Here is a 23,952-nt window from a genome sequence, read left to right on the forward strand (position 1 = left end):
TCCTTTCTGCTAACTTACCTATTTAGCATTTGCTTGATTTTGGTCATCAGTCACTTTATTTTCAGCTGCTTGATTCATACGAGTTACATCCGTTGTCGTGAAAGTCTTGAGACTGCTAATCGCTGTATTAAATGACTTAATCTCGTCATTAAAAGATGTAAAAGGAGTCATTGTTGTTGCTGAAAAAGTTAACTCTGCCATATCTGAAATGCCAGAGATGCTTGTACTAACTGAATTGGTCAGTCCGGTCCAAACACCATAATCCGTTCCTGTATTTGCCATTTATCTTTCCATCCTCTATTCTGAACTAGCTGAATTTGCCAAAGACTGATAATTAAGCATGTTATTATAGGCCGTATCTGCTGCTGTCTGTAAGCTGGCCGACTCTGCTTGAAGCTCCCCAATCTTAGCATCTATACTACTCAAATTTGTGTCGTGACTCGTTTTATTAGTTGTAGCAGCAGTATTAGCAGAATCGTACTTCTCTGCATATTTATTCTTCCGATCCCCTTTAAAACTGGATTCATCTTCCCCTTTTATTTTCGTTAAGGCATCTATAATACCTGTCTGAAAATTATTTATCTGAGTGGATAAGTCCGATTTGGCAGTTTCTAAGCGAGAAATCTTTGCATCTACGGCAGCTTTTTGAGAAATTGCATCATCATGATTTTGAGATTCTTGATTAGCTAATCCTTGGTAATAAGATGCATCTGACATTTCCATTCTCCTATTTCTAAATTCTGACTAAAATAAAGAGAGATAGGAAGCAATCCCATCCCTCCATTCCAGAGTTTTTTTATCCTTTGAAACCAAAGCTATTTGCATCCGCTGTATCACGTTCTGATACAGTATTAGCATAACTAACCAATTGTTGATTGATAGAGCTCAACAATTCTTGGAATTTAACCACATCACCATGCAATTGTTGATATTGTTCAAGATAAGATTGGAAGGCACTACCTTTCCAGTGAGCTTGCATTTCACCGTTAGCAGTATTTACTGTCTGAATAGCTGCTTCGATTTGATCGCGAGCATTAGAATAAACTGCAGCTTGTGAGGTGAGCTGTTCTGGGGATAATGAAATTTCTGCCATAATTGGACTCCTTATTTATAATTTAATTGTTCTTAATAGAACATCTTATGTTAACGATTTTAACTTTTTTGTTAATGATTGTCAAGTATTTTACAATAGATTTTTATTATGTGCTTATATAAATAAAGGCTATATTCTATTTTTGAACACTTCTTATTACTTATATAGTTTTCTAAAAACTTGATGATAGCGTTTTAATATAGTATAATAAAAGTCTGAAATTCATTTTAACAAAGGAGATATTATGTCTAAATCATCCCTTCAAAAAACGGTTGTACTTTTGAGCGCAGCGGCTCTTGCAGCAGCTGTAAATGCTGTTCAAGCTGATGAGAATACTCCAGCAGTCACTACTAATCCTGCTCCAGTAGAAAGCAACGCAGCGGAAGCAAAACCAACGACTGCTGCAAGTCCTACTGAAGCTACTGCGACACCAGAGAGCACGGAGCCTAGCTCTGCTATTTCTCCAGAAAATGCCAGTGGGAACGCTGATGCTCTGATAGCTATGGCTCGCAATGTCGCAGCTACTGAGGATACTAAACCCGTGGAGGGACAGACTGTCGATATTCGTATCTTGGCAACGACCGACCTCCATACCAACTTGGTCAACTACGACTACTATCAGGACAAGCCAGTAGAGACCTTGGGACTGGCTAAAACAGCCGTTCTGATCGAGAAGGCCAAGAAAGAAAATCCAAACGTCCTCTTGGTCGACAATGGCGATACCATTCAAGGAACGCCGCTTGGAACCTATAAGGCCATTGTGGATCCTGTGGAGAAGGGCGAGCAGCATCCTATGTACGCTGCTCTGCAAGCTCTGGGCTTTGAAGCTGGTACGCTAGGGAACCATGAGTTCAACTACGGTTTGGACTATCTGAACCGTGTGATTGAGACAGCAGGCATGCCTCTTGTCAATGCCAATGTGCTGGATCCAGCGACTGGTAAATTCATCTATCAGCCTTACAAAATCATCGAAAAGACCTTTACGGATACTCAGGGCCGCTTGACGACTGTCAAGATTGGTGTGACCGGAATTGTACCGCCGCAGATTCTCAACTGGGATAAGGCAAACCTAGAAGGAAAAGTGGTCGTTCGCGATTCTGTTGAAGCTATTCGAGATATTATTCCTGAGATGCGCAAGGCCGGTGCAGACATCACTTTGGTACTTTCTCACTCTGGTATCGGAGACGACAAGTATGAAAAAGGCGAGGAAAATGAAGGTTATCAAATCGCCAGCCTGCCAGGTGTGGATGCTGTCGTAACGGGCCACTCCCACGCAGAATTTCCAAGCGGAAACGGAACTGGTTTCTACGAAAAATATCCTGGCGTAGACGGTGTCAACGGTAAAATCAATGGCACTCCAGTAACCATGGCTGGTAAATACGGCGACCATCTGGGCGTCATCGACCTCAAGCTCAACTATACCGACGGCAAATGGAAAGTCACTGACAGCAAAGGCTCCATCCGCAAGGTAGATACCAAGTCTAATGTAGCAGATCAGCGCGTCGTTGACATTGCCAAAGAATCCCACCAAGGAACTATCAACTATGTCCGCCAGCAAGTCGGCACCACGACTGCACCGATTACCAGCTACTTCGCTCTGGTCAAAGACGATTCATCTGTGCAAATCGTCAACAATGCCCAGCTTTGGTATGCTAAGCAAGAGCTGGCTGGCACGCCTGAAGCTAACCTTCCTATTCTGTCTGCAGCAGCGCCTTTCAAGGCAGGAACTCGTGGGGATGCAACGGCTTACACAGACATTCCAGCTGGTCCTATTGCCATCAAGAACGTAGCAGACCTCTATCTCTACGACAATGTAACTGCTATCCTCAAGGTCAACGGTGCCCAGCTCAAAGAATGGTTGGAAATGTCAGCTGGCCAATTCAACACCATTGACCCAAATAATAGCCAACCGCAAAATCTGGTCAATACTGACTACCGGACTTATAACTTTGATGTTATTGACGGTGTTACCTATGAGTTTGATATTACCCAGCCTAACAAATACGACCGCGAAGGCAAACTGGCCAACCCAAATGCCAGCCGGGTCCGTAACCTGAAATACCAAGGCAAAGAGATTGACCCCAATCAGGAATTTATCGTCGTGACCAACAACTACCGGTCTAACGGCAACTTCCCTGGTGTTCGAGAAGCCAGCCTCAACCGTCTGCTCAATCTGGAAAACCGCCAAGCTATCATTAACTATATCTTGGCTGTCAAAAATATCAATCCAAGTGCAGATCAGAACTGGCATTTCGCTGATACCATCAAGGGACTGGACCTGCGCTTCCTGACAGCTGATAAGGCCAAGAACTTGATTGGTACTGACGGAGACATCGTCTATCTAGCGGCATCTGCCCAAGAAGGATTCGGCGAATACAAATTCGTCTACGTCGCGCCGAAAACAGAAGCGGTGCCTATCGAGCAGCCAAGCCGTCCAACTATCGCAGTCGAAGCAGCCAACCTGCAGCATAGTAAAGTAGACTTCCCTGTCTTGACTGCTGTTGACCCTAGCACAAACAAGCAAACGTCTCACAGACAGGCAGGAGCAGAAAGCCTCCCAGCAACCGGAGAAAAAACATCCTCACTTGGACTCTTGGGACTTGCCATGACCGGACTTGCAGGAATCTTCACCTTCAAAAAACGGAAAAGACAATAATGATTAAAAAATCAGCAGCCAAAATAGCTGCTGATTTTACTTTTTAAAGACTGTCATTGCTCAATTCCAGCAAAACACTGATTGCAGTCAAGGTATAAAGCGGAGCGGTTTCAGCCCGCAGGATACGTGGACCTAGACCAGCGGAGATAGCCCCTGCTTGGCCAAAGGCATCTATTTCATCTGGCGATAGACCTCCCTCTGGTCCGAAGATAAAGAGAACTTTTGCTCCAGTTGCCAAGCCCGACAGAGCTCGGACTAGAGCTGCAGATTCTCCCTCTTTGGCCGATTCTTCATAGGCCACAATGATGCGATCAAAATCTGCTAAGGCCGCTAGAAAATCTGCCTTTTTATCAAAGAGCCGAATCTCAGGAATCAGATTGCGCTTGCTCTGCTCAGCTGCTCCCTGAGCAATTTTCTCTAGCTTTTCACTCTTTTTAGCCAGTTTTTTGCCATCCCACTTGGCCACCGACCAGTCCGCTGGGAAAGCCCAAATAGCAAACGCCCCCAGCTCTGTTGCCTTCTGAGTGATAAACTCTAACTTATCACCCTTTGGAAAGCCTGAAGCAATGGTCACTTGGATCGGCAGCTCGGTATTGTCTGCCAGCTCCTCCAAGATTTCCAAGCTCTGCTGACTGGGATCCAATACCTGAGCCAGCCATTTCACACCGTCATCAAAAACCAGCGTGATTTGGTCGCCCTCTTTGAGTCGCATGACCGAAAACATGTGTTTGGCTGTGTCCTTATCCGTGACCACCAAAGGAGACTGAGGGTTTCCTTTTATAAAATACTGCTGCATCTAACCACCTATCACGCCTGAAATGTCCTGCGTTTTCTTGAAGACACAGGCATTCCATTCGCCCTGAATCATATGCGTTTCTAGGAAAAATCCTGCTGCTTCTGCTGACTCGCGCACCATTTCCCATTTTTCAGAAATAATCCCACTCATAATCAGATAACCCTCATCTTTGACCAGACGATAAGCATCCTCAGTCAAATGGATGAGAATATCAGCTAGGATATTGGCAACGATAACATCTGCTTCGATTTCTACACCTCGGAGAAGATCACCTGGCGCCACATGAATGTTCTCCATACCTGGATTGAGCTCAATATTTTCCTGTGCCACGCGCACCGCCACCTCGTCTAAGTCATAAGCGTAGATGTCCTTAGCGCCTAAGAGAGAGCTGGAAATGGAGAGGACGCCACTGCCTGTGCCTACATCCAGCACCGTTTCTCCGCCCCGCAAGACCTGCTCCAGCGCAAAAAGGCTCATCTTGGTCGTCGGATGAGTGCCTGTACCAAAGGCCATACCAGGATCCAGCTTGATAATCTTCTCACTAGCTGTCGCCTCATAGTCCGTCCATGACGGCACAATGGTCAAGTCATGCGTGATACGAGCCGGCTCAAAGTATTTCTTCCAGTTGTCCGCCCAGTCTTCCTCAGCCAGTTCCTGCCGAGTCAGCTGAATATCTCCCGTCTCCAATCCAAAGCCATCCAGCTCAGCCAGACGCTCATTGGCCTGGGCCGCAATGGCCTCTATATCCACCGAATCCGGATAATAACCAGTAATCCGGACCCGATCGCTCTGCTCAACTTCTGGAAAAAGCTCACCGTACTGGTCAACCTGCCCCAGATAATCTGCGCTATCATCGATAGCCACACCCTGACTGCCCAGCTCAATCAGAATATTAGAGGCTGCTTCCTCCGCCTCACGCTTCACTTCAATCGTTAATTCCTGCCAAGTGTCCATCATTAAAATACCAAGCCCGTAAAACACAAAGCCAAAATAGGAAATTCTCTGACAAGTCTTATGTCTAAGATAACCTTATCTTTTTGCCACTGTGTTTAGGGCGGGTTCAGTTTAGAAATTTAACTGAACAATCCTTTCTTTGTTTAATTCATTGTCTTCGTCATATAGACCATATCCATGCCCTCTTTTTCGGGCTCCGTATGGGTCTGACGGTATCCATTTTTCTCATAAAAAGCGACCATACCTTTATCCTGGAAAACCGTACACAAATCCCATTGCGTAATGGTGGAGAATGCCTCCTCAATCAGACCAAGCCCCTCAGAACCATATCCTTTATTCTGGTGCTCTGGCAAAATCGCTACTGTCCCAATCCAGCCTGCTGTCTGTTCGTCATTTGTATTCAATCGAATAAAGCCCAGAATCTTCTCGTCGTCTTTGACAAAATAATAAAAACTATTGGGTCGCTCAACCAGCTTCCAGCGAATCCGCTCTCGCTCCTCCAGATAGGGGTCGTATTGATCCTGATATTTCTCATAAACGGCCTTAAAACTCGCTCGCTGAATGGCAATAATGGTCTCTAAATCCTCAGCTCCCGCCCGCTCAATATGAATCATGCTTGCACCTCCAAATAATCTCTCAACCTGCTCTGCAGCTGCGGAATAACCTTGGCAGCTGCTAAAAACTGGCTCACATCCATCATCTGATAAGCCTGGCCCTCATCACCAAAGACGATACTGGCAAAATCTTCCTGAGTGATGGTTCCCACCATAAAAATAGAAGTTTCGTCTGGATCAAGCATTCCTTGATATTCCTTGGCCCAGACAATAGCCGTTTCTTCAAGCTTCAAACCAAGTTCTTCAAAAACCTCTCTTTGGACGCATTCAAAAGGTGTCTCCTCGCCCTCGCGGCCACCGCCCGGCAGCTCCCACATATTGGGCCAAGGAATGGTTGAAATATCATCTCGTAAGATAGTCAGTAGCTTATCATCACGGAGCAAGGCAATCTTGCAGCCAGAAAACTCCATCTGTTTGTGCAGCAAATCTAGTCCTTCTTCATCTGTCATCAGCACCTCCTAATACCTCGGATAGGGATAAAAGTTCGTCTCAGTCAACTCAGCTCTGCCATTTTCAAAAGCCTCAGCATTCCAAGCCATCTCAAACTCTGCCGCCTCTGGATCTGCTAAGAAGTCCATGAGTGCATCGAGACCAGACTCAGCCGTTTGGGTTAGGAAATCCACGAAATAAGCCAGAAACTCCAGTGACAGCCCCTTCTTCGGCTCATAGGGCAGGGCAGCCAGATAGTTCTCTGCCTCAAAACGAGACTTGGTCGGATTGTAGAAAAGTACGGCTTCCTCAAAGTAAATATCCTCAGCCGAGACATTGCCCTCAGCATCAACCGTCTCAATACCGCCTGGATTTTGAACCTCAAGGAGAAAGGCAAGCTCGACTGCGTGATTCTTCTTGTCCCAGTTTATCTCATAGTCAAAAGGAAAGCTCTTCCCCATTTCCTCGTCCAATATCTCCAAAAAACCGTACTTAGCCATGATTTCCTCTTTTCATTGTGATAAAATATTACTATCTACAATAGTAACACAAAAAGCCAAGAAAAACACCTGCAGAAAGGAAATCTTATGCCAGAAAACCTCGCCCTGCGCTTGCGGCCGACCGATATTGATCAGATTATCGGCCAGCAACATCTGGTCGGATCCGGGAAAATCATCCGTCGCATGGTTGAAGCCAACCGCCTGTCCTCGATGATTCTCTACGGGCCACCCGGCATTGGCAAAACCTCTATCGCCTCGGCTATCGCCGGCACAACTAAATATGCTTTCCGGACCTTTAATGCCACCGTAGATAGCAAGAAGCGCCTGCAAGAAATCGCCGAGGAAGCTAAATTTTCCGGCGGACTGGTGCTCCTACTTGACGAGATTCACCGTTTGGACAAGACCAAGCAAGACTTTCTTCTACCGCTATTAGAAAGCGGTCTAGTCATCATGATTGGAGCGACGACAGAAAATCCTTTCTTTTCTGTCACTCCTGCTATCCGAAGTCGGGTTCAGATATTTGAGCTAGAGCCCCTCAGCAACGACGACATCCGGACAGCCATTCAGCTAGCCTTGACGGATAAGGAGCGAGGATTTGATTTTCCAGTGGAGCTAGACAAAGAAGCTCTGGATTTCATTGCCATCTCTACCAACGGAGACCTGCGCTCTGCTTATAATTCACTGGATTTAGCCGTACTCTCTACCCCAGAAGATGACAAGGGCATCCGCCATATCACACTTGATGTCATGGAAAACAGCCTGCAAAAGAGCTATATCACCATGGATAAGGACGGGGACGGCCATTACGATGTCCTCTCTGCCCTACAGAAGTCCATCCGTGGCTCTGATGTCAATGCCAGCCTCCACTACGCAGCTCGCCTCGTTGAGGCAGGAGATCTCCCTAGCCTAGCTAGACGCTTGACCGTTATCGCTTACGAGGATATCGGCCTGGCAAATCCAGACGCCCAAGTCCATACCGTTACAGCTCTGGAAGCGGCGCAACGGATCGGTTTTCCTGAAGCCCGCATCCTTATTGCCAATATTGTCATCGATCTAGCTCTATCGCCCAAGTCCAACTCAGCCTATCTGGCCATGGACAAGGCCCTATCAGACCTAAGAAAGAATGGAAACCTGCCTATTCCCCGCCACTTACGAGACGGCCACTATACTGGCAGCAAGGAACTGGGCAACGCACAGGACTATCTCTACCCTCACTCCTATCCTGGCAATTGGGTCAAGCAGGACTATCTGCCCGACAAGATAAAAGATGCCAATTACTTCACGCCTAATGAGAATGGCAAATACGAGCGAGCCCTTGGGATGACTAAGGATAAGATTGACGACTTAAAAAAATGATGACATCGTTTGCAAAAAATCACATTTTTCTCTTGAATTTTTCAAAATTTATGGTATTATAATTATAGAAACGCTGTGGTGTACGACTTCACACTTAAGTGTTGACCGACTATTTTTTGTATTATTAGGGAAACAAAAGACTTCTAACAGCATGCAAGCCGTGTCACGCGGAAGCAGCTTCAGTTAGAGCGAGTTGCCCACCTGCTTAATTGCGCGGGTTCAATACAAATCGTGAAGGTCCGGCACCAATACAGCTTTTTCTATTGCCTCCTTAGCTCAGCTGGCAGAGCAGCGGACTCTTAATCCGTGGGTCGCAGGTTCGATCCCTGCAGGGGGCATTTTTTAGTGCCGAAAAAGCCTTATTTATAGGGCTTTTTTCATTTTTGTTCAAAATTTGTTCAAAGAATACTATGATACTTGTAGAAGACTTCTAATCAGGTTGTATTCCTTATCTTTCTTTTCTTTAAGTAGGTGTCCATAAGTTTCGGTTACCTGCTTGATGTCCTTATGTCCCAGAACAGTAGCTACTACCCAAATGTCAACACCTTTAGCTAATAGAATACTTGCGTAAGTGTGGCGAAGACCTGTAGCCGTCAGATTGTACGGCTTTATTTGCTGCTTCTTTAACACCAACCGCAAATACTTATTTACACCTGTATTGGTTGGAACACCATAAACCACATCATAGAACAGAAAGTTTTTCTCATTCTTTATTCCATGGTGAAATAGCGTCCTAGCTTGCTCATACTGAAGTTTTTTCAATACAGTAATAGTTTCATCATCAATCGGAACATGGCGGACAGAGGTTTCTGTTTTGGGTGGTTTCCATTGATAAGTGACACTGTCATAACGTCTGTAGGTATGAATAGTCTTGTCTTCCCAGTCAATGCAATCCCAAGTCAGACCAACGGCTTCACCAAAGCGCAAGCCTGTTTTTGCCTCTATAAAGAGCAAGTACGGTGTCACGGATCTCTGATAGTCCATGCGTCCTTTCAATTCAGACAGAAGTTTGTAATAATCAGCTATATTACTGATATACTTTTCATGTGCTGCTTTACTAGCACGCTTACCAGTGATAATAGCCCCCTCTGTAAAGTCCGTTATATCCAAATGATCCCGTTGGGCAAATTGGATAACTTTCCGCACTTCAGCATTCAGTCTTCTTACGGTGTCTTTGGTCACTCGTTCAGCGTATTTATTGAGTTCACGCTGATACTGGCTGAACTTTATCTGAGTGGCAGGTAAATCCCCAAACATCTGTAATAGCAAATCCCCGCGCCTCTGGTGTTTGGATAAGGTCGCTTCACTCTTATCTAAAGGACGAACACTAACATCAAGCCATTCTTGCCACAGCTCATAGAGTGAAGCAGATGAATTAACGGTTAGATGATTAGAAGCCTTTAGCTCTATTTGCATAGCCTCAAGTTCAGCTTCTTTTTTAGTAGAAAAGCCACTTGCGGTTGCAAGTAACTTCCCTTTGGTGTCAAAGACACGGTATGACCAAGTTTTATTTTTTCCACGTTGTGAACAGGAAATTGACATAATTGATTACCTCTTTCTAAAAGCGATAATCAAGGTTTTACCAAGATTATTGTACCATAATTTCATAAAAATTTTTCTCAAAGAAATCTTTTGTCTTACTAGCTAAGAAGAGGTAGCGCTCCCCTTGATTGGACGGATATTTGACAAATCCACCATTTGGATTCTGCTCAATATCAATCTTAGAGCGTATAGCAGGTTTATAGAGGACATTTTCAAGTAACCAAGGTCGAGATACTGAAAGCAGCTCTAAAACATCTGAAAGACTTAAATAGCGACCTTTACTACTTTGTTTGATAAGCTCATCATACTCATGCTGGGAGACGATACAGTAGGTATCGGGGAGTTTAATAGTAATATCTGAAATATCAACTTTAATTTCTTCCATCATAACTGGATTTTCCTTTCTCGTTATGAGATAATAGGCAGCAGGATAGGCTACCGCTTATCTCCATCTGCAACATCGCTCTCTTGCTTCTTGGCGGAATCTTTCGGAGTGATGTTGTTTTTTTGATAAAAAATTTGGAAAGCGTCTTCAAGGAAGTCTTTGAAATTGAGCTTGGATAGTTCGCTGCCAAATTTCGTTAACCACAACCGAACATCTGGATTGGGCGTGTAATTGATTTCATATTCTTGGACTAGCCTAATAATGAAATGATTTCGAGCCTGAGTCCCCCAAATCTCTTCTATTTTCTTAAGGAGAGGGAAGAGTCCGCTCCCTTTCATTAAGTAAGAAATAGTTGCTACAAGGTCATTGTTGCGAGAGTTTAGAGAATCTAGAGCTGGGAATCTACCGAGACCTCTGAGTAGATCACTGGTAAATGGAAGATCAGCTCCAGTATCGGTATCGTAAAAACAATACTTATCAATCATCTTATTGGCAATGAGCTTACTTAAATCTTGAGGAGTATCAATCGTCAACAATAAAGCAAGAATCTGATTGCTATATGTCCCTTTATAAGAAACTTCCATACGAAGCCAAGAATCACAATATCTGGTCAAGTGCTTATAGCGGGCTTGGTGGTTATCTAATTGCTCCTGATATTTGTTGTAAATACGCAATAAAGCATTAACGTTCTTTTTCTTACTACCGATATAAATGGTTTGCGCTTGACCATTTACTTCTTGAGCGCTAACCTTTGACAGATTCTTATGCGCCTTATGATTAGTAATAATGTACCGTTTATCTTTCAGACCTTGGTAAAGATCATTCACAGACATCGAGTAGTTAAAGTAATCAACAGCGAGGTCAATGCGCGAAAGGCGTAACTCATAATAATCATCGTCCAGCAGCTGTGCAATATTATGAACATCAACAGCCTCACTATAGTGATCTTGATAGGTAGCTTTATAGTGAGACAAGGCTGAAGCAGAAAATTTTATGACAATCCCCATAGTAAAGTTGATTTTATGCCACGCAATCGCAAAGTAATAAGGAAAGCGCTGAAAGGTAAAACCGTCTGTATATCCTGCCGGTGGTCTTTCCAGTGGGAGATAATCTCCAAATAAAACGGGTAAAGATAGTTTTTCCGCTACCGCTTCAGCGAGTGATAACGCAATTTGATACCAATTATCTGGGTACTCTCCTACAGTATCTTCTGTAGGTTTGATAACAAACGTTACCTCATCTACACTTGTCATAATGACTGGGTTGTGTTCGCTGTTATTATCAAGATAAGTTTCAATTTCGTTTTTACATGCCATGTTTTAATCCTTTCTATCCGCCTAAAAGAAGTTAATGCGGCGGGCTTCTTATGCTTCTATTCTCCTACAGTAGCAAGGGAAAAGCACCCTAAATTAAATGTTGTCAGAAAAACTTGATTTAACAGTATTTTAACTGTAGAATAAGTTTTTCCCTAAAGTGGAATATGTAAAATTTAAAATATAACAGGGAGTGGAACGGGGGTCTTTACAGTACCCCCATCTAGGCTACTTGGTCGAGGTTCGACGTTCGCTAGGCTTCGCCCGCTCCGTCTTCCTCGCCAAGCAGCGCCTGCAAAGAGTAGTACTTTGCCGTTCGTCGGACAGCCTGTAATATAGCTTGTTCAGCTTTAGCTACGTTATACTTAGGACAGACAATCTGCTCTGTGCCTCGCCCGTCGATGGTCACATATCCTATACCTCGTGGATTTTGGACTGTAACCTCTTCCTTATCATCAGGAAAGACCATATTTAAGACTTCTTTGCTTATTTTCCCAAGTACAATCTTGCTACCAATATTGTCCCGAGATTTACCAAAATATTCTGTATCAGGTCTTTGCTGAGATATCCAAACAAAAATATTAAATGAGCGTCCTAGCATTAGTAACTGAGAAAGTTGATGAATCCGTTCATCACGCTCTTTTTTGGTTAAGCTAGTAAAGTAAGCAGCCATTTCGTCCTGAAAGAGCACAATCGGGATACGCAACTGATCAACTCCTAATTGCCTATTAGAAAGTAGCTGCATACCTAAATCAAACCATCTCCCTACCTCTCGGTATCGAAAACAAAAGTCTTCATCTTTCAAAAATTCAAAGTCAATGTCGCTTTTATAGTCAGAGATGACGCAGCATGTGTTAAAATGCTTTGAAATTTTAGCCAACAACAACTTACTTGCATAAGTCTTTCCCGACCCAGACGTACCGAAGCAAGCCAAGTGTGGTGGAGAAATCAACGGCAAAGGGACAGGGGAATGAATCCCCAAATCCAAAGCCTTTTTGCTGAGAAATGCCTCAATCCCGTCGGAGTGCCGTCTTTTCCTAGAAATCATCGTCAACAGCCTCCTTCTCAACAGGAAGTGTGACAGGCTGAAATTGTAGCTGATTTTCCAATGAAAGCACGCTCTCATTATCAAATCCAAAGATAACCCGAATGACAAGGAACTCTACACCTAATGCGTCAGGCATTTCAGTTACGGAATGCACCTTAAAAGTATACCCACTTGGAAAGATACTCAACCCGTTACGAGACAACTGTTCGTTTAAATGCAGTGCGACCAATCTCTCCATATACTCTTTACGAATAGGGTTGTCGTTAGATTCTATGAGAGCATAAAGTTCAATAGCAACTGCACGCTTATCTCTCGTAATTGTAATTTGGCGATATCCCCAATAGTTGAGGTCTGGTAAAGTTGTGTGCTGTCCGAGCTCGCGAACTAAACTGCTAAAGCAAGCTCCGAGTGCTCCTCCATCATAGATGAAAGGTTGAGCACGAGGAAATAGCTTTGAGAAGTCCCCTTCAGCAGCTATTGCGGCAAGTATTACCGCTACAGCTACAAATGGGAATAAGTAGTTGGCGATAATTGCCAGTAATACAAGCCCAGTAATACCCAAGGCACTAAGAATTACTTTTGCTTTTAAGGAAAGCTGTAAAAATTTTTTAACCATTTTATTCTCCTTTTTGTTAAAAAGTACAGAGGGGGGATCGAAGAGACTCCCCTCTGTAGAACCATTAAGCGGTGATGACTGCAGCGCCTGCTTTTACAGACAAGGCGGCACGATTTCCGCTCATGTATGAAGTGATTGTGACATTGGTCAGGGTCAATTCCACTTGCTCATCAATCGATGATAGGTAATCCTCAACACTTGCACCAAGCACCTTCACACGTACTAACTGAAATTTACCGTCGGAACGGTAACCGATGTCTAAGGCAACTCCCTCGATACTATTGTTGTCATAGTTCTTCAAGGTGCTTGCTCCTAGTAATAGGACGCCTCTCAAGATTAGTTCAGCAACTTTCACGGCTCTTACCTCCTTTCTAGGACTTCTCTCTATCGTGTCATTGATAGAGGGGTATGAGGACATTTATTGAGCTCAACCTCATGCTTCTATTGTAGCTTTTAGCAAGAACTTAATCACCCTATTCTGTGACAAGGCGTGTTTATGGGGTTCTTTTGCCTTATTTTGTTTTACCCTAAATATTTTTTAGAGTATTGATTTCTTCAAAGAAATCTAGTAAGATGATTAGCAAAAACAGGAGGCAACTTGTATGAAATTAGATATTTCTGATAAGACGTTTTTAGCAATGATTACTGCCAATATGGTGGGACGACTAGAAGACTACCAGACCCAGTATGAAAAGGATACTTGGGATAATCGTAAAAAAATTTTAAGTGGACTATCGTATATAGGTGTAGATACTATAGATAATCTATTGATGGGAAAAAAGGTTTCAAATGATACCTACGAGGCGATATTCCAGAACAAGCAGCTAGAGGAATTGGCTAGGACACTTTCTGAAGAAATTACTGCTGAAAATCCTCACACATTGAAAGAAGTTACAGACTTAATTGAAAATTTAGAAAAACGAGCGTTATTAGATAATGTTAGAGAGATTGAAGTGGATTTCTTAGAAGTAGCGTTAACAAAGCTAAGAAAAGGAGATAAGCGCCGCCTCACAAGAAATGAATTACTCCTAATCTATTTATCACAGGAAGCTAATAAACTATCTGAAGATGAAAATATTGATTTCTTTAGACTGCTTTCCAATCAAGATATGCTGAAAAACATTATGACTTATTTACCGCTACTAGAAACAATATTCCAGTCAGAAGAAGCATTAGAAATTTTTTGCAACGTAGCAGATAGATTGGAACAATTTAGACTTATTCATGAAGCAGAAAAATGGGAAACAATCGACGAAGAGGCGCATAAGATTTCCCAACAATTTGGTATAAATCTATAAAACAAAAAGACAAGCTATTTTATTTTAGCTTGTCTTTTCTATTTTAGGGATTGCAGCAGTATCCTCACGCCTTTTATGAACAATTCCTTTTGCGCCGCTGGTAATTCTTCGATTTCTTCCATCAACTCATAAAGCTCAGGATTTCTGGAATCCGAGGGTGGGAAATTAAAAAATGCGGCAGGGCTGGCATCTAGCGCCTCTATCAATTTATCGATAGTATCTAAGCGAGCATTGAGACGCTTGTTCTCTAGCTTATAAAGGTGGCTGAGGCTGACCGTTTGGCTAAACTCTTAGTAGAGAAGGCTGTAGAGCTTCCTAAGTTGCAGACGGCTATCAAGGGGTATTCTGCTAAGCTTGCGGAGTTGAAAGAAACCCTAGCTCAACAGCTAGCTGACCTTAAACCACTAAAAGCCACCTCTGCTAAAGCTACAGCTCGTTACAACAAGGTTAAGGCTGAGTACGACGAGGTTGTTCGTAAGGAAACCTTGGCTCGTCAGAAGGCTGAGATTGAGCGCCGTGGGGGTACTGCCGTTGAGGTACGTGACGAGTCTGGTAAGGTAGTTGAGTATAAGGGGATTTTTCCTCAATCAGCACCTAAGAAACTCTCTACACCTGTTGTCTACCGAGGCTTATCCGTTTACAAGTCAGCTGAAAGCCAACTCCCATCTACAGGAACAGCAGAAAACGCCATGCTTCCTATGATCTGTCTAGCCCTCGCAGGGGTCGGCATGATGGGACTGAAAAAGAAAGAGGAAGAGGAAGAATAAATGAGCGATGAGAAAATTGTAGTTTATCGATTGATTCCGCAAGATGCAGACGGGGGGATCAACATCTCCGCTGAACAAGTTCTAAAAGCACATTATGAACATGCTCTTACCCATGATGGTAGGGTAGTTTTTACAGCAACTTCTTCAAAATTATACGATAAAGCGAAGCAAATTATACTATTACTGCCTCACTCAGATGTCGCTCTAAAAACCGATATTCATAGCTCAGGCAAGTTTTCAAATGATACATTTGATAGTCAATTTTCTGTTCCTGAAAAATTTCAACAAGAAACATTGGAAGACGAAATAGCTAAGGGAGTTGCTTGGTATCAACTTGAAAATACCCAACTTTTAATTAGAAAAGAGTTAAAAAACCAATATATAGTTGAGAATAACGGCAACGATATTAGTGATTATAAGGGAAATTCTCCGTTCTATGCGATACACCGTTAATAGCGTAAAACTCCGCCCATAATGGCGGAGTTTTTATACATGAACTGTTTTACAATCCAAAAATAGATATTATAATAGATTCACAGACAAGTAAAGACGGTGGCTCTTACTTTATGACTGGAGGTGGTGCGATGGACACAAGAACGTCCATACTGTGCTCAAATCTAGTGGAAAGGAGGAGCAAGACTTTTGACAGTTTATGAAGCATTATCTTTGATGATCGGCTTTGCCACTCTCATTGTAATGCTCATGAACAACAAAAAGAAATAGCCGTCCTCACTTTGGTTAGGTCGACGACTATTTCTTAGTTGTTTTCACCAGCCACCGTCTTAAACGGGTCTGTAGGGAGTTGTTGACGCAACTCCTTTTTCCATTTCTATTGTATCATTTTAAAGAATAAATGCAAGCTCCCAACTTATTATTCCTTAATGACCAATTCGGACTTTGCAGTATGCTTGTTCAAAATTTGTTCAAAAATTTAAAATCCCTTCCTACTCAGTAAATGGTAAAACCTTGATTTATCAGCGTTTTTGTTACTTATTTCTACTTATTTTAACGTCTGAGCGACTGCAGGGGGCATAGAAATATAGAGAAAAAGCCTTGATTTAAAAGGCTTTTTTGCTTATTTAATCCCGCTTTTTTTCAGCTCAATCATCTCCTTAAATTCAAAGTAGATTTTCAACAAAAAATCCCCTTCCTTTAGACACAAGAAAGGAGGGGCATCGCATAGAAAAAACTACGAGAGAAGACTGAAGCAAAATATGTTTGACGAAAACCTGATAAAGATGGTTACACACCGAGCATATTCCTAAGGATGTCTTATAATTTTTTTGTTTTAGGAATTAAGAAAGATTATATATATCAAGTTTTGATGTACCTCACGCTTGCACATCAAAGCGGTCTTCCCCGTAGTTCTGAGCAACTAATTTGTTCTAGGAAACATCTTAGTTGCTTTTTATTTTAAAACAACTATATTACGGAACATCACAGTCTTGATTAACAAAAGGATACAAGATAGTGACTGATTGTAAAAAACATTCTTAATTCTGCTTTCTAAAAAGCGACCACTGCTAATTCGGAGTTGGAGTAAAAAATCTCTGTCCCTTAAGGGAACAGAGATGAAATTTATTTCTTCTTCGCACGGAAGACAATGAAGCCTACCAAGCCTACTAGAGCTACCCCAGCAGCAATCATGATCCAGCTAGCATTCTCACCCGCTTTAGGGAGAACTTTCTTGGTTCCAACATTAGAGGCATTTTCTCCGCCAGTACCATTGTCTGATTCGATAATCACAACAGTGCTTCCTGTAGTGCTGCTTGAGCTAGAAGTCGTGCTACTGCTACTTGAGCTAGAGCTAGAGCTAGAACTACTACTGCTGCTCTTAGAGCTATTGTCCGAGCTAGGTTTCGGCGGTTGCGGAACTCCTGGAACTGGTGTATTGGTAATGTTCATACCATCAACAGTAGCTGTATAACCATAAACACGGTCTTCAGTAACTGAGTAGACAATATCTTTTCCATCTTCACCAGTCGCTGGCAAGTCAGTGAACTCATACTTCCACTCACCCTTATCATTCGGACCAACTTCTTTATGAGCAACTTCAGTGCCATTTGCATAGAGACGAACGGTAATCTTGTCTGGACGTTTGCCATCTTTATCGTTGTCATCATTCCAAGTCTTGGTACCTGAAGCGGTAATCAATGCCTTACGGTTGGTAAAGTCTTTGTAAATAATACCAGAACCATAATTTTTGAGCTGAGCGGCATTAACCTGAATCTCTTCATCTGACAGTTGGTAACCTTCTGGTGCCTTGGTTTCCTTAATCAGATAATGCTCCTTAATCAAGTTGCTGAAAGAAGCAATCCCGTTAGCATCACTGGTTGCTTTTTGAACAATTGTCACACCATCTTCATCGTATAATGTGAATTCAGCACCTGCTAGGGCTTTACCAGCTTCGTCTTTTTTAGTCACCTGCACACCGTAGACATCCCCATGTGCATAGCCGTTTGCACGTTGGTAGCGGACAGCAACTGAAGATTTTTGCTCTTCGATATTATCTGCTCGCATGATTGCTTCGTTCGGGAAGACTGTTCCATCAGTCGGAACTGTAGGGAAGTTGACACGATAGCGAACATAGAAGCCTTCATTGGCACCAATATGCCCCATGTTAATGGTAAAGGAACGCTTGTCAGCAGCAAGATTAATCGTATAATTTGCTGTCACATCCTCGCGTTGCTGGCTTAGTCGGTAAGAGTTATCAGCCGGGTCAACAACCCATGAGCCTTTAAGAATTTGGAAGCTGTTGAGATCAATTTCTCCGGTATTAAAGCCCAGAGTATCTGAAATAACAACATTATCCAATTCTTGATTTTGTTGGTTGATATTCAGGCTGTAAGTAATGCTCTTGATATTATCCGCATTATTCCAGCCATATTTTATGAAAGTATAAGGAGTTGCTTGGCCAGGAAGACCTTTGTAGTCAATTTTCCCATACTCAACAATCTTCTTGCCAACGATAAGTTTCAGAGGAATAGAGCCTTTATCTCTGGCTACTGTATGATCAACGCGAGCTAAGAGATGGACTTTCCCTTCAATATGAGAGCGAGTCAGGACATAGTCTGTATAGGTCAGTGTAAGCTGTTTAGAGCTTGCATCAACCACAGCTGTCGCTACGAGATTGCCGTCATCATCTTTGACTTCAAAATCAGCTCCCTCCAAGGCAAATTCAGCAGGAAGTCCAATGGTCGTAGTATCTCCTGGCTGAACCTTGCCATAATTAAAGGCAAAGTTTGCGTCAATTTGGAATTTTTCCCAAGGGGAAAGGTCGTCAGTCAGTTCTTCACCCTTTTGATTGTAAACATTTACTGACGTGATAACATCGTCTACCGTGTTAGCTCTGGCAGATTGACTGCTAGAGAACAGGCTAAAGAGGAGCACAAAGGCTACTGAGAAAAAGCGCGCAATAGTCTGAGATATTCTTTTCATAAATAATCCCTCCGTTTTTTTCCTTTTTTCCTTTTTATCGAACATGTAAAAATATTAAAATTCCTTTACATTTCCAATATACTACATATATTAGACTAGCATACGATTGACTATAAGTCAACTATTTACCTTTACCAGTTCAGCTTTTGTCGACAATGTGTAAACCAGTTTATTTCTCCCAAAACCTTGTCATATAAGAATTGAAAACCGTTTCCTCCGTCATCTTCTTGTATTTTCTTGAAACAAAAATGTAATATTTAGCCACATAATAAATGAACAAATATGAATTATATGATCATAAATATTCATATATATATAAATTTGTTTTTAAAAATAAGCATAATTATTAAGGCTTGCTACATAACTAGTCACAATAAAAAACTGAACAAATCTGCTCAGTTTTCTAATTGATTAATATAAGACAAAGATTATACCTAATTTATAGAAATATATAATCCCGTTATTTCCTACATCATACCGCCCATCATGCCTGGATCCATAGCTGGAGCTGGGCTTGCTGGTTCTGGTTGATTAGCCACAACTGCTTCGGTTGTCAAGATAAGACTGGCAACAGAAGCGGCATTTTGCAAGGCTGAACGAGTCACCTTAACTGGGTCAATGATGCCAGCCTCAATCATGTTAACCCATTCGCCAGTCGCGGCATTAAAGCCTGTACCAACTTCAGAGTTTTTCAGACGGTCAATGACGATTGAACCTTCAAAGCCTGCATTCAGAGCGATTTGACGAACAGGCTCTTCCAAGGCGCGAAGAACAATGTTACGTCCAGTCCCTTCATCCCCTGCCAACTCAAGACCTGCAACAGCGTCCAGTACGTTGATATAGGCCGTACCACCACCTGAGACGATTCCTTCTTCTACCGCTGCACGGGTTGCGTTAAGGGCATCTTCTATGCGGAGTTTCATTTCTTTAAGTTCTGTTTCGGTTGCAGCTCCGACCTTAATCACAGCTACACCACCGGACAATTTAGCCAGACGTTCTTGCAGTTTTTCACGGTCAAACTCAGAAGTGCTGCTTTCAATCTGTGATTTAATGACTGCCACACGGTTAGCAATGGCTTCAGGATTACCAGAACCTTCTACAATCACAGTGCTGTCTTTATCAACAGTGACTTTAGAAGCTTGTCCAAGTGCTTCAATCGTAGCGTCTTTGAGCTCTAGGCCAAGATCATCTGTAATCACTGTACCGCCTGTCAAAATAGCGATGTCTTCCAACATAGCCTTACGACGATCACCAAAGCCTGGTGCCTTAACAGCTACGACATTAAAGGTCCCGCGAATCTTGTTAAGAACAAGTGTTGGCAGAGCTTCACCGTCCACATCATCTGCAACAATCAAGAGCGGACGATTGGTTTTCAAGATGTTTTCCAATAATGGCAGAATCTCCTGAATGTTAGAAATTTTCTTGTCAGTAATCAAGATGTAAGGATTGTCCAGTTCGGCTACCATTTTTTCATTGTCAGTTACCATATACTGAGACAAGTAGCCACGGTCAAACTGCATTCCCTCAACTACATCCAGCTCAGTTTCCATTCCTTTGGACTCTTCAATGGTAATAACGCCATCATTGCCAACTTTTTCCATAGCTTCAGAGATGTACTCGCCGACTTTCTCGCTGCGAGAAGAAACGGCAGCAACCTGAGCAATAGCTTCCTTGTTGGAAACTGGTACTGAGTTAGATTTCAGAGCTTCAACAGCTGTCGCAACGGCTGCTTCAATCCCACGGCGGATACCGATTGGATTAGCACCAGCTGTAACATTTTTAATCCCTTCGCGGACGATAGCCTGTGTCAAAACAGTTGCTGTTGTTGTTCCGTCACCAGCGATATCGTTAGTCTTTGAAGCAACTTCTGACACCAACTTAGCGCCCATATTTTCAAAATGGTCTTCCAGTTCGATTTCCTTGGCAATGGTTACACCGTCATTGGTGATAAGGGGTGAGCCAAAGGATTTTTCCAAAACGACATTGCGGCCTTTAGGACCCAAAGTCACCTTGACAGTATTTGCCAAGATGTCAACTCCACGAACCATGCTGCTTCTTGCATCTGCTGAAAATTTAATATCTTTTGCCATTTTATTATTCCTCTCTTCTAATCTTACTCGACAACTGCTAGAATATTGGCTTCACTGACTAAGAGATAAGTTTCATCTCCGTCCTTGACTTCCACGCCTGCGTGATTTTCTACGAGAACCTTGTCCCCTTCCTTAACGCTCAGGGCTACCATCTCACCGTTCAAAGTACGAATACCTTGACCGACTGAGACAACTTCTGCTGTCTTAGTCGCTGCTTGGCCGTTGCCTGCAATGACAAATCCGCCAACTTTCTGCTCTTTTTCTTCTACTTTCAAGACCACACGGTCTCCTAATGGTTTTAACATAGTTTTCCTCCAAAGATTGAATTTTTAGCACTCTAAACTATCGAGTGCTAATCTATAGTTATTATTTTATCACTTGGTCAGAAATAGTCAAGAAAAAAACCGGCCAGATGAAAGAAAAATTTTATTTTTTCTTCACTTGCTCCTAAAGTCAAAAAAAATTAAAAACAAGTCCGAGCTAAAATCCTCTCAGACTTGTCTTTAGGGGGGAATGTCTATCTTGCAAGTTTTAGTTTTGCTTCAAAATCATCAATCACTTTTTGCAGATTTAGGCGTCCTCTATAGATACCATAGCCAAACAAAAGCATGGCTAAGATACCAAGTAGAGCTAGGACGATTCCCGCAATCAGCGCTAGGAGATTGGTCTCATGAAAGAGATAAATCAGAACAAGACCGATGCTGGCAATGGCAAAGAAGAGACTGAACCAGCGTCCTAGATTTTCAATCATATGCTTCTGGTAGTGAATTTCTGTTTCATAGCCTTGAATCAATTCTTGTTCTGTCATGATCTTCTCCTTTTAATATTTCAATCCTGGGTTGAAGAAACCAACTAATACACCAACAAAAGCAACTACAACGAGGATGAGCATAACTTTGATTGGAGAAAAGTTTTTCTTCGCCATCAGCCACCAACAGAAGACGATAAAGAGTGCTGTCAAGAGACCAGGGTATACACCATCTAACTGATCTTGCATGACCAAAAATGCTTTACCAGATGAATCTTTCAATTGGAAAGCCGTTTTTACTGGAACCCAAGTAGCAGCAACTGCTCCGATAACCATACCACCAACGATAGATACTGATTTACGGATAGCCTGTCCTTGAGGTCCTACCAAAAATTCAACAGCCTTATCACCTAATTCATAACCTTTGAAATAGGCAAATTTCATACCTGCATAGGCAAGTAAATTCCATACTACAATGTAGAAGATTGCACCTAGAGGTGAACCGCCATTAGAGAGTCCTAGGGCAATCCCTAGAATAATCGGAATCAAGGTACCAACAATAAGGGAATCCCCAATACCTGCAACCGGTCCCATAAGACCAGCCCGCAGTCCATTTATAGTTTCATCATCAACTCCATCAGCACCATTGGCACGTGCTTCTTCAAGACCAGCTGTAATCCCAACAATCAAAGCTCCCAGCTGAGGTTCTGTATTAAAGAAAGCAGTATATGTTTGCATAGCCTTTGCCTGCTCTTCTTTATCCTTATAAAGCTCCTCCACCACTGGCAACATAGAAGCTAAATAACCAAAGGTCTGCATGTGTTCTTGTGAAAAACAGGTTAGATTCCCATAGTACCAATGATGGAAAGATTTGCCTAAAGTTTTTCTCGTTAATTTCACCATCTTAAATATCCTCCTCATCATCGTCTTCAATAAAATCTGCATTTGTTCCCGCAGTAGCTTGCGCTCTTATATTTTTAGCCATTTGAATTTCATAAAACAGAACAGCGAAAATCAGAGAAACAACAGCACAAGAAACAAGATTTAGACCCAGAGAAGCTGCCAATGTAAAACCGACAAAGAAAGGAATGAAATCAACAGCTTTTTCAACAATTTGTTTTAAAAGGATAGCGATTCCGACACATGGAAGCAGTGAACCAACTGTAAAGAGAGTTTTCATAGGAATTCCATCCAACGGTAGAGCTGATTTCAAAGTTGTTACAGCCTCAGCACCTAGTTTACACATGATGAGTGTAGGCAGGAATGAAAAAACCAAGTGTGAAATCCAAGGGAAACCCCAATCGACTACATATAGCTTTTTAAAATCCTTTTTTTCTACTGCTTTCCAACCAATATGCTGCCAAAGCAGATTCATAGTTGCTGTACCATAGAAGAGTACTGTACCAACTGTTCCTACTAGAGTTCCCATTGATTTTGCAAGGTTTGCCGCATCAGCAGAATCTAAAGTTAAACCTTGTGTCTTAATGGCAACCATAGCAAGTGGAATCCCGATGTAAGAAACAGCTCGCACATCAGCAGAGACAGTACCACCAGGAGTGACCAAAGCGATGTAAACCAATTGCATAGCAACTCCACAAACAATACCGAGCTTAATATCTCCTAAGATAAGACCAGATATTAAACCTCCTACTAAGGGACGTCCTAATGTATAGTTACCAATAGATGTACCACCCAAACCAGGCATAGATGACAGACATGCAAATAATCCCAGTAAAGCGGCTTGCAGCCAAGAAATTGTCATAATAGACTCTCCTTTTCATTATTGTAATTAAAAACCAAATTTAGACTTGAAATCGCTCCAGTAACCGATGGAAACATCAGGCAAGAGCTGGAATTTGACTTTGTAACCAGCTTTTTCAATCGCTTCAATCGCTTCTGCCTCTTCCTGAGTGATAGACTGGTTGTTGCCCAGCTTAACAGCTCCCGGACGGTCATTAGCCGGACCAACGATGATTTCCTTAACATCCCCAGGTACAAAACCTTGGTCCACTAGGATTTCCTTCATATCCACGGGATTTTTCGTAATGAGGAAATAGCGGCTGTCTGACTCGGTGACCTTGCCTGATTTTTCCTTGAAGGCTTCCTTGGTCCAAACAAAAGTCTTCTTGTCAGAAGCTCCCTTGTAGGCCTGAATCAAAACCTTGTTTCCTGCCGCAGCATTATTAACTGCAATCAAGCCATCACAAGGGTATTCCTTAGCCCAGCGAGTGACTGTTTGACCGTGGATCATGCGGTCGTCAATCCGTACAAATGATACTGTCATCTTTAAAATCTCCTTTTATCTTTTA

27 protein-coding genes and 1 tRNA gene are annotated in these 23,952 nt (G+C 42.5%); 7 read left to right on the forward strand and 21 right to left on the reverse strand.

The annotated features are described in order from the left end of the window. Positions 1 to 18: 18 nt before the first annotated feature. From DQM55_RS10465 to DQM55_RS10475, 3 genes are all read right to left on the reverse strand, one after another. The gene (locus tag DQM55_RS10465; protein WP_002916165.1) at positions 19 to 282 is read right to left on the reverse strand and encodes a hypothetical protein; all 264 of its coding nucleotides are present in this window, start codon (positions 280 to 282) and stop codon (positions 19 to 21) included. A gap of 15 nt (positions 283 to 297) precedes the next feature. Then, entirely contained in the window at positions 298 to 717 is a 420-nt protein-coding gene (locus DQM55_RS10470) for a DUF5082 family protein (protein ID WP_111676671.1), read from the reverse strand. Between the two features lie 79 nt (positions 718 to 796). Further along, complete coding sequence (locus tag DQM55_RS10475) at positions 797 to 1,093, reverse strand: WXG100 family type VII secretion target (RefSeq protein WP_111676673.1); 297 nt, start codon at positions 1,091 to 1,093, stop codon at positions 797 to 799. 244 nt (positions 1,094 to 1,337) lie between these two features. Here DQM55_RS10475 and DQM55_RS10480 point away from each other — a divergent pair, with 244 nt between their 5' ends. Then, entirely contained in the window at positions 1,338 to 3,749 is a 2,412-nt protein-coding gene (locus tag DQM55_RS10480; protein ID WP_111676675.1) for a bifunctional 2',3'-cyclic-nucleotide 2'-phosphodiesterase/3'-nucleotidase, read from the forward strand. A gap of 43 nt (positions 3,750 to 3,792) precedes the next feature. On the opposite strand, the gene DQM55_RS11775 is transcribed toward DQM55_RS10480, so the two are convergent. The 5 genes from DQM55_RS11775 to DQM55_RS10505 form a co-directional block, all read right to left on the reverse strand. Continuing rightward, complete coding sequence (locus DQM55_RS11775; RefSeq protein ID WP_111676677.1) at positions 3,793 to 4,545, reverse strand: 16S rRNA (uracil(1498)-N(3))-methyltransferase; 753 nt, start codon at positions 4,543 to 4,545, stop codon at positions 3,793 to 3,795. Further along, on the reverse strand, positions 4,546 to 5,499 hold the full coding sequence (gene prmA / locus DQM55_RS11780) for a 50S ribosomal protein L11 methyltransferase (RefSeq protein WP_331813036.1): 954 nt from the start codon (positions 5,497 to 5,499) through the stop codon (positions 4,546 to 4,548). Positions 5,500 to 5,642: 143 nt separating this feature from the next. Further along, positions 5,643 to 6,113 (reverse strand): GNAT family N-acetyltransferase, encoded by a 471-nt coding sequence (locus DQM55_RS10495; RefSeq protein ID WP_004188991.1) that lies wholly within the window; start codon positions 6,111 to 6,113, stop codon positions 5,643 to 5,645. After that, positions 6,110 to 6,562: an NUDIX hydrolase gene (locus DQM55_RS10500; protein WP_004188994.1), complete on the reverse strand. Its 453-nt coding sequence runs from the start codon at positions 6,560 to 6,562 to the stop codon at positions 6,110 to 6,112. Before DQM55_RS10500 ends, DQM55_RS10495 begins: the two co-directional genes overlap by 4 nt. 9 nt (positions 6,563 to 6,571) lie before the next feature. After that, positions 6,572 to 7,042, reverse strand: coding sequence for a DUF3013 family protein (locus DQM55_RS10505; protein WP_004188996.1), 471 nt, complete (start codon positions 7,040 to 7,042; stop codon positions 6,572 to 6,574). An 87-nt stretch (positions 7,043 to 7,129) separates the two neighbouring features. Here DQM55_RS10505 and DQM55_RS10510 point away from each other — a divergent pair, with 87 nt between their 5' ends. Beyond that, on the forward strand, positions 7,130 to 8,398 hold the full coding sequence (locus DQM55_RS10510) for a replication-associated recombination protein A (RefSeq protein WP_111676681.1): 1,269 nt from the start codon (positions 7,130 to 7,132) through the stop codon (positions 8,396 to 8,398). A 265-nt stretch (positions 8,399 to 8,663) separates the two neighbouring features. Further along, positions 8,664 to 8,736: transfer RNA gene (locus tag DQM55_RS10515), tRNA-Lys, on the forward strand. A 70-nt stretch (positions 8,737 to 8,806) separates the two neighbouring features. Here DQM55_RS10515 and DQM55_RS10520 read toward each other — a convergent pair. The 6 genes from DQM55_RS10520 to DQM55_RS10545 all read right to left on the reverse strand — a co-directional run bounded on the left by DQM55_RS10520 (position 8,807) and on the right by DQM55_RS10545 (position 13,720). Then, positions 8,807 to 9,940: a site-specific integrase gene (locus DQM55_RS10520; protein WP_111676683.1), complete on the reverse strand. Its 1,134-nt coding sequence runs from the start codon at positions 9,938 to 9,940 to the stop codon at positions 8,807 to 8,809. A 46-nt stretch (positions 9,941 to 9,986) separates the two neighbouring features. Continuing rightward, complete coding sequence (locus DQM55_RS10525; RefSeq protein ID WP_111676965.1) at positions 9,987 to 10,325, reverse strand: DUF771 domain-containing protein; 339 nt, start codon at positions 10,323 to 10,325, stop codon at positions 9,987 to 9,989. A gap of 50 nt (positions 10,326 to 10,375) precedes the next feature. Continuing rightward, positions 10,376 to 11,641 (reverse strand): replication initiation factor domain-containing protein, encoded by a 1,266-nt coding sequence (locus DQM55_RS10530; RefSeq protein WP_111676685.1) that lies wholly within the window; start codon positions 11,639 to 11,641, stop codon positions 10,376 to 10,378. 250 nt (positions 11,642 to 11,891) lie between these two features. Then, a complete protein-coding gene (locus tag DQM55_RS10535; RefSeq protein ID WP_111676687.1) occupies positions 11,892 to 12,686 on the reverse strand; it encodes a type IV secretory system conjugative DNA transfer family protein in 795 nt (264 codons plus the stop codon). Further along, complete coding sequence (locus DQM55_RS10540) at positions 12,676 to 13,302, reverse strand: hypothetical protein (RefSeq protein WP_111676689.1); 627 nt, start codon at positions 13,300 to 13,302, stop codon at positions 12,676 to 12,678. Before DQM55_RS10540 ends, DQM55_RS10535 begins: the two co-directional genes overlap by 11 nt. Before the next feature lie 64 nt (positions 13,303 to 13,366). Next, on the reverse strand, positions 13,367 to 13,720 hold the full coding sequence (locus DQM55_RS10545; protein ID WP_145980190.1) for a hypothetical protein: 354 nt from the start codon (positions 13,718 to 13,720) through the stop codon (positions 13,367 to 13,369). A gap of 184 nt (positions 13,721 to 13,904) precedes the next feature. On the opposite strand from DQM55_RS10545, the gene DQM55_RS10550 reads away from it, so the two are divergent. From DQM55_RS10550 to DQM55_RS11845, 4 genes are all read left to right on the forward strand, one after another. Continuing rightward, complete coding sequence (locus tag DQM55_RS10550) at positions 13,905 to 14,600, forward strand: hypothetical protein (RefSeq protein WP_111676693.1); 696 nt, start codon at positions 13,905 to 13,907, stop codon at positions 14,598 to 14,600. 278 nt (positions 14,601 to 14,878) lie between these two features. Then, complete coding sequence (locus DQM55_RS10555; RefSeq protein WP_172454769.1) at positions 14,879 to 15,367, forward strand: LPXTG cell wall anchor domain-containing protein; 489 nt, start codon at positions 14,879 to 14,881, stop codon at positions 15,365 to 15,367. Further along, complete coding sequence (locus DQM55_RS10560) at positions 15,368 to 15,820, forward strand: hypothetical protein (protein ID WP_111676697.1); 453 nt, start codon at positions 15,368 to 15,370, stop codon at positions 15,818 to 15,820. Positions 15,821 to 16,009: 189 nt separating this feature from the next. Continuing rightward, positions 16,010 to 16,090, forward strand: coding sequence for a putative holin-like toxin (locus tag DQM55_RS11845; RefSeq protein ID WP_376739449.1), 81 nt, complete (start codon positions 16,010 to 16,012; stop codon positions 16,088 to 16,090). Positions 16,091 to 16,945: 855 nt separating this feature from the next. Here DQM55_RS11845 and DQM55_RS10565 read toward each other — a convergent pair. The 7 genes from DQM55_RS10565 to DQM55_RS10595 all read right to left on the reverse strand — a co-directional run bounded on the left by DQM55_RS10565 (position 16,946) and on the right by DQM55_RS10595 (position 23,927). Continuing rightward, a complete protein-coding gene (locus DQM55_RS10565; RefSeq protein ID WP_111676699.1) occupies positions 16,946 to 18,805 on the reverse strand; it encodes a Cna B-type domain-containing protein in 1,860 nt (619 codons plus the stop codon). Between the two features lie 467 nt (positions 18,806 to 19,272). After that, positions 19,273 to 20,895 carry a chaperonin GroEL gene (gene groL, locus DQM55_RS10570; protein ID WP_002914472.1) on the reverse strand — a complete coding sequence of 541 codons (1,623 nt, stop codon included), beginning with the start codon at positions 20,893 to 20,895 and terminating at the stop codon, positions 19,273 to 19,275. Positions 20,896 to 20,918: 23 nt separating this feature from the next. After that, a complete protein-coding gene (gene groES / locus DQM55_RS10575; RefSeq protein ID WP_111676701.1) occupies positions 20,919 to 21,200 on the reverse strand; it encodes a co-chaperone GroES in 282 nt (93 codons plus the stop codon). A gap of 212 nt (positions 21,201 to 21,412) precedes the next feature. Next, entirely contained in the window at positions 21,413 to 21,703 is a 291-nt protein-coding gene (locus DQM55_RS10580; protein ID WP_002901670.1) for a hypothetical protein, read from the reverse strand. A gap of 12 nt (positions 21,704 to 21,715) precedes the next feature. After that, positions 21,716 to 22,546, reverse strand: coding sequence for a PTS system mannose/fructose/sorbose family transporter subunit IID (locus DQM55_RS10585; protein WP_002923061.1), 831 nt, complete (start codon positions 22,544 to 22,546; stop codon positions 21,716 to 21,718). Position 22,547: 1 nt separating this feature from the next. Beyond that, positions 22,548 to 23,405: a PTS mannose/fructose/sorbose/N-acetylgalactosamine transporter subunit IIC gene (locus DQM55_RS10590; protein WP_111676703.1), complete on the reverse strand. Its 858-nt coding sequence runs from the start codon at positions 23,403 to 23,405 to the stop codon at positions 22,548 to 22,550. Between the two features lie 27 nt (positions 23,406 to 23,432). Continuing rightward, positions 23,433 to 23,927, reverse strand: coding sequence for a PTS system mannose/fructose/N-acetylgalactosamine-transporter subunit IIB (locus DQM55_RS10595; RefSeq protein WP_002896729.1), 495 nt, complete (start codon positions 23,925 to 23,927; stop codon positions 23,433 to 23,435). Positions 23,928 to 23,952: the final 25 nt, after the last annotated feature.

The organism is Streptococcus sanguinis, from assembly GCF_900475275.1.
GTDB lineage: Bacteria > Bacillota > Bacilli > Lactobacillales > Streptococcaceae > Streptococcus > Streptococcus sanguinis_N.

What these genes read in the sequence shown, in the direction of transcription:
- DQM55_RS10465 (WP_002916165.1), bottom strand. Translation starts at nt 282, where the DNA reads ATGGCAAATACAGGAACGGATTATGGTGTTTGGACCGGACTGACCAAT.
- DQM55_RS10470 (WP_111676671.1), bottom strand. Translation starts at nt 717, where the DNA reads ATGTCAGATGCATCTTATTACCAAGGATTAGCTAATCAAGAATCTCAA.
- DQM55_RS10475 (WP_111676673.1), bottom strand. Translation starts at nt 1,093, where the DNA reads ATGGCAGAAATTTCATTATCCCCAGAACAGCTCACCTCACAAGCTGCA.
- DQM55_RS10480 (WP_111676675.1), top strand. Translation starts at nt 1,338, where the DNA reads ATGTCTAAATCATCCCTTCAAAAAACGGTTGTACTTTTGAGCGCAGCG.
- DQM55_RS11775 (WP_111676677.1), bottom strand. Translation starts at nt 4,545, where the DNA reads ATGCAGCAGTATTTTATAAAAGGAAACCCTCAGTCTCCTTTGGTGGTC.
- prmA (WP_331813036.1), bottom strand. Translation starts at nt 5,499, where the DNA reads ATGGACACTTGGCAGGAATTAACGATTGAAGTGAAGCGTGAGGCGGAG.
- DQM55_RS10495 (WP_004188991.1), bottom strand. Translation starts at nt 6,113, where the DNA reads ATGATTCATATTGAGCGGGCGGGAGCTGAGGATTTAGAGACCATTATT.
- DQM55_RS10500 (WP_004188994.1), bottom strand. Translation starts at nt 6,562, where the DNA reads ATGACAGATGAAGAAGGACTAGATTTGCTGCACAAACAGATGGAGTTT.
- DQM55_RS10505 (WP_004188996.1), bottom strand. Translation starts at nt 7,042, where the DNA reads ATGGCTAAGTACGGTTTTTTGGAGATATTGGACGAGGAAATGGGGAAG.
- DQM55_RS10510 (WP_111676681.1), top strand. Translation starts at nt 7,130, where the DNA reads ATGCCAGAAAACCTCGCCCTGCGCTTGCGGCCGACCGATATTGATCAG.
- DQM55_RS10520 (WP_111676683.1), bottom strand. Translation starts at nt 9,940, where the DNA reads ATGTCAATTTCCTGTTCACAACGTGGAAAAAATAAAACTTGGTCATAC.
- DQM55_RS10525 (WP_111676965.1), bottom strand. Translation starts at nt 10,325, where the DNA reads ATGGAAGAAATTAAAGTTGATATTTCAGATATTACTATTAAACTCCCC.
- DQM55_RS10530 (WP_111676685.1), bottom strand. Translation starts at nt 11,641, where the DNA reads ATGGCATGTAAAAACGAAATTGAAACTTATCTTGATAATAACAGCGAA.
- DQM55_RS10535 (WP_111676687.1), bottom strand. Translation starts at nt 12,686, where the DNA reads ATGATTTCTAGGAAAAGACGGCACTCCGACGGGATTGAGGCATTTCTC.
- DQM55_RS10540 (WP_111676689.1), bottom strand. Translation starts at nt 13,302, where the DNA reads ATGGTTAAAAAATTTTTACAGCTTTCCTTAAAAGCAAAAGTAATTCTT.
- DQM55_RS10545 (WP_145980190.1), bottom strand. Translation starts at nt 13,720, where the DNA reads ATGTCCTCATACCCCTCTATCAATGACACGATAGAGAGAAGTCCTAGA.
- DQM55_RS10550 (WP_111676693.1), top strand. Translation starts at nt 13,905, where the DNA reads ATGAAATTAGATATTTCTGATAAGACGTTTTTAGCAATGATTACTGCC.
- DQM55_RS10560 (WP_111676697.1), top strand. Translation starts at nt 15,368, where the DNA reads ATGAGCGATGAGAAAATTGTAGTTTATCGATTGATTCCGCAAGATGCA.
- DQM55_RS10565 (WP_111676699.1), bottom strand. Translation starts at nt 18,805, where the DNA reads ATGAAAAGAATATCTCAGACTATTGCGCGCTTTTTCTCAGTAGCCTTT.
- groL (WP_002914472.1), bottom strand. Translation starts at nt 20,895, where the DNA reads ATGGCAAAAGATATTAAATTTTCAGCAGATGCAAGAAGCAGCATGGTT.
- groES (WP_111676701.1), bottom strand. Translation starts at nt 21,200, where the DNA reads ATGTTAAAACCATTAGGAGACCGTGTGGTCTTGAAAGTAGAAGAAAAA.
- DQM55_RS10580 (WP_002901670.1), bottom strand. Translation starts at nt 21,703, where the DNA reads ATGACAGAACAAGAATTGATTCAAGGCTATGAAACAGAAATTCACTAC.
- DQM55_RS10585 (WP_002923061.1), bottom strand. Translation starts at nt 22,546, where the DNA reads ATGGTGAAATTAACGAGAAAAACTTTAGGCAAATCTTTCCATCATTGG.
- DQM55_RS10590 (WP_111676703.1), bottom strand. Translation starts at nt 23,405, where the DNA reads ATGACAATTTCTTGGCTGCAAGCCGCTTTACTGGGATTATTTGCATGT.
- DQM55_RS10595 (WP_002896729.1), bottom strand. Translation starts at nt 23,927, where the DNA reads ATGACAGTATCATTTGTACGGATTGACGACCGCATGATCCACGGTCAA.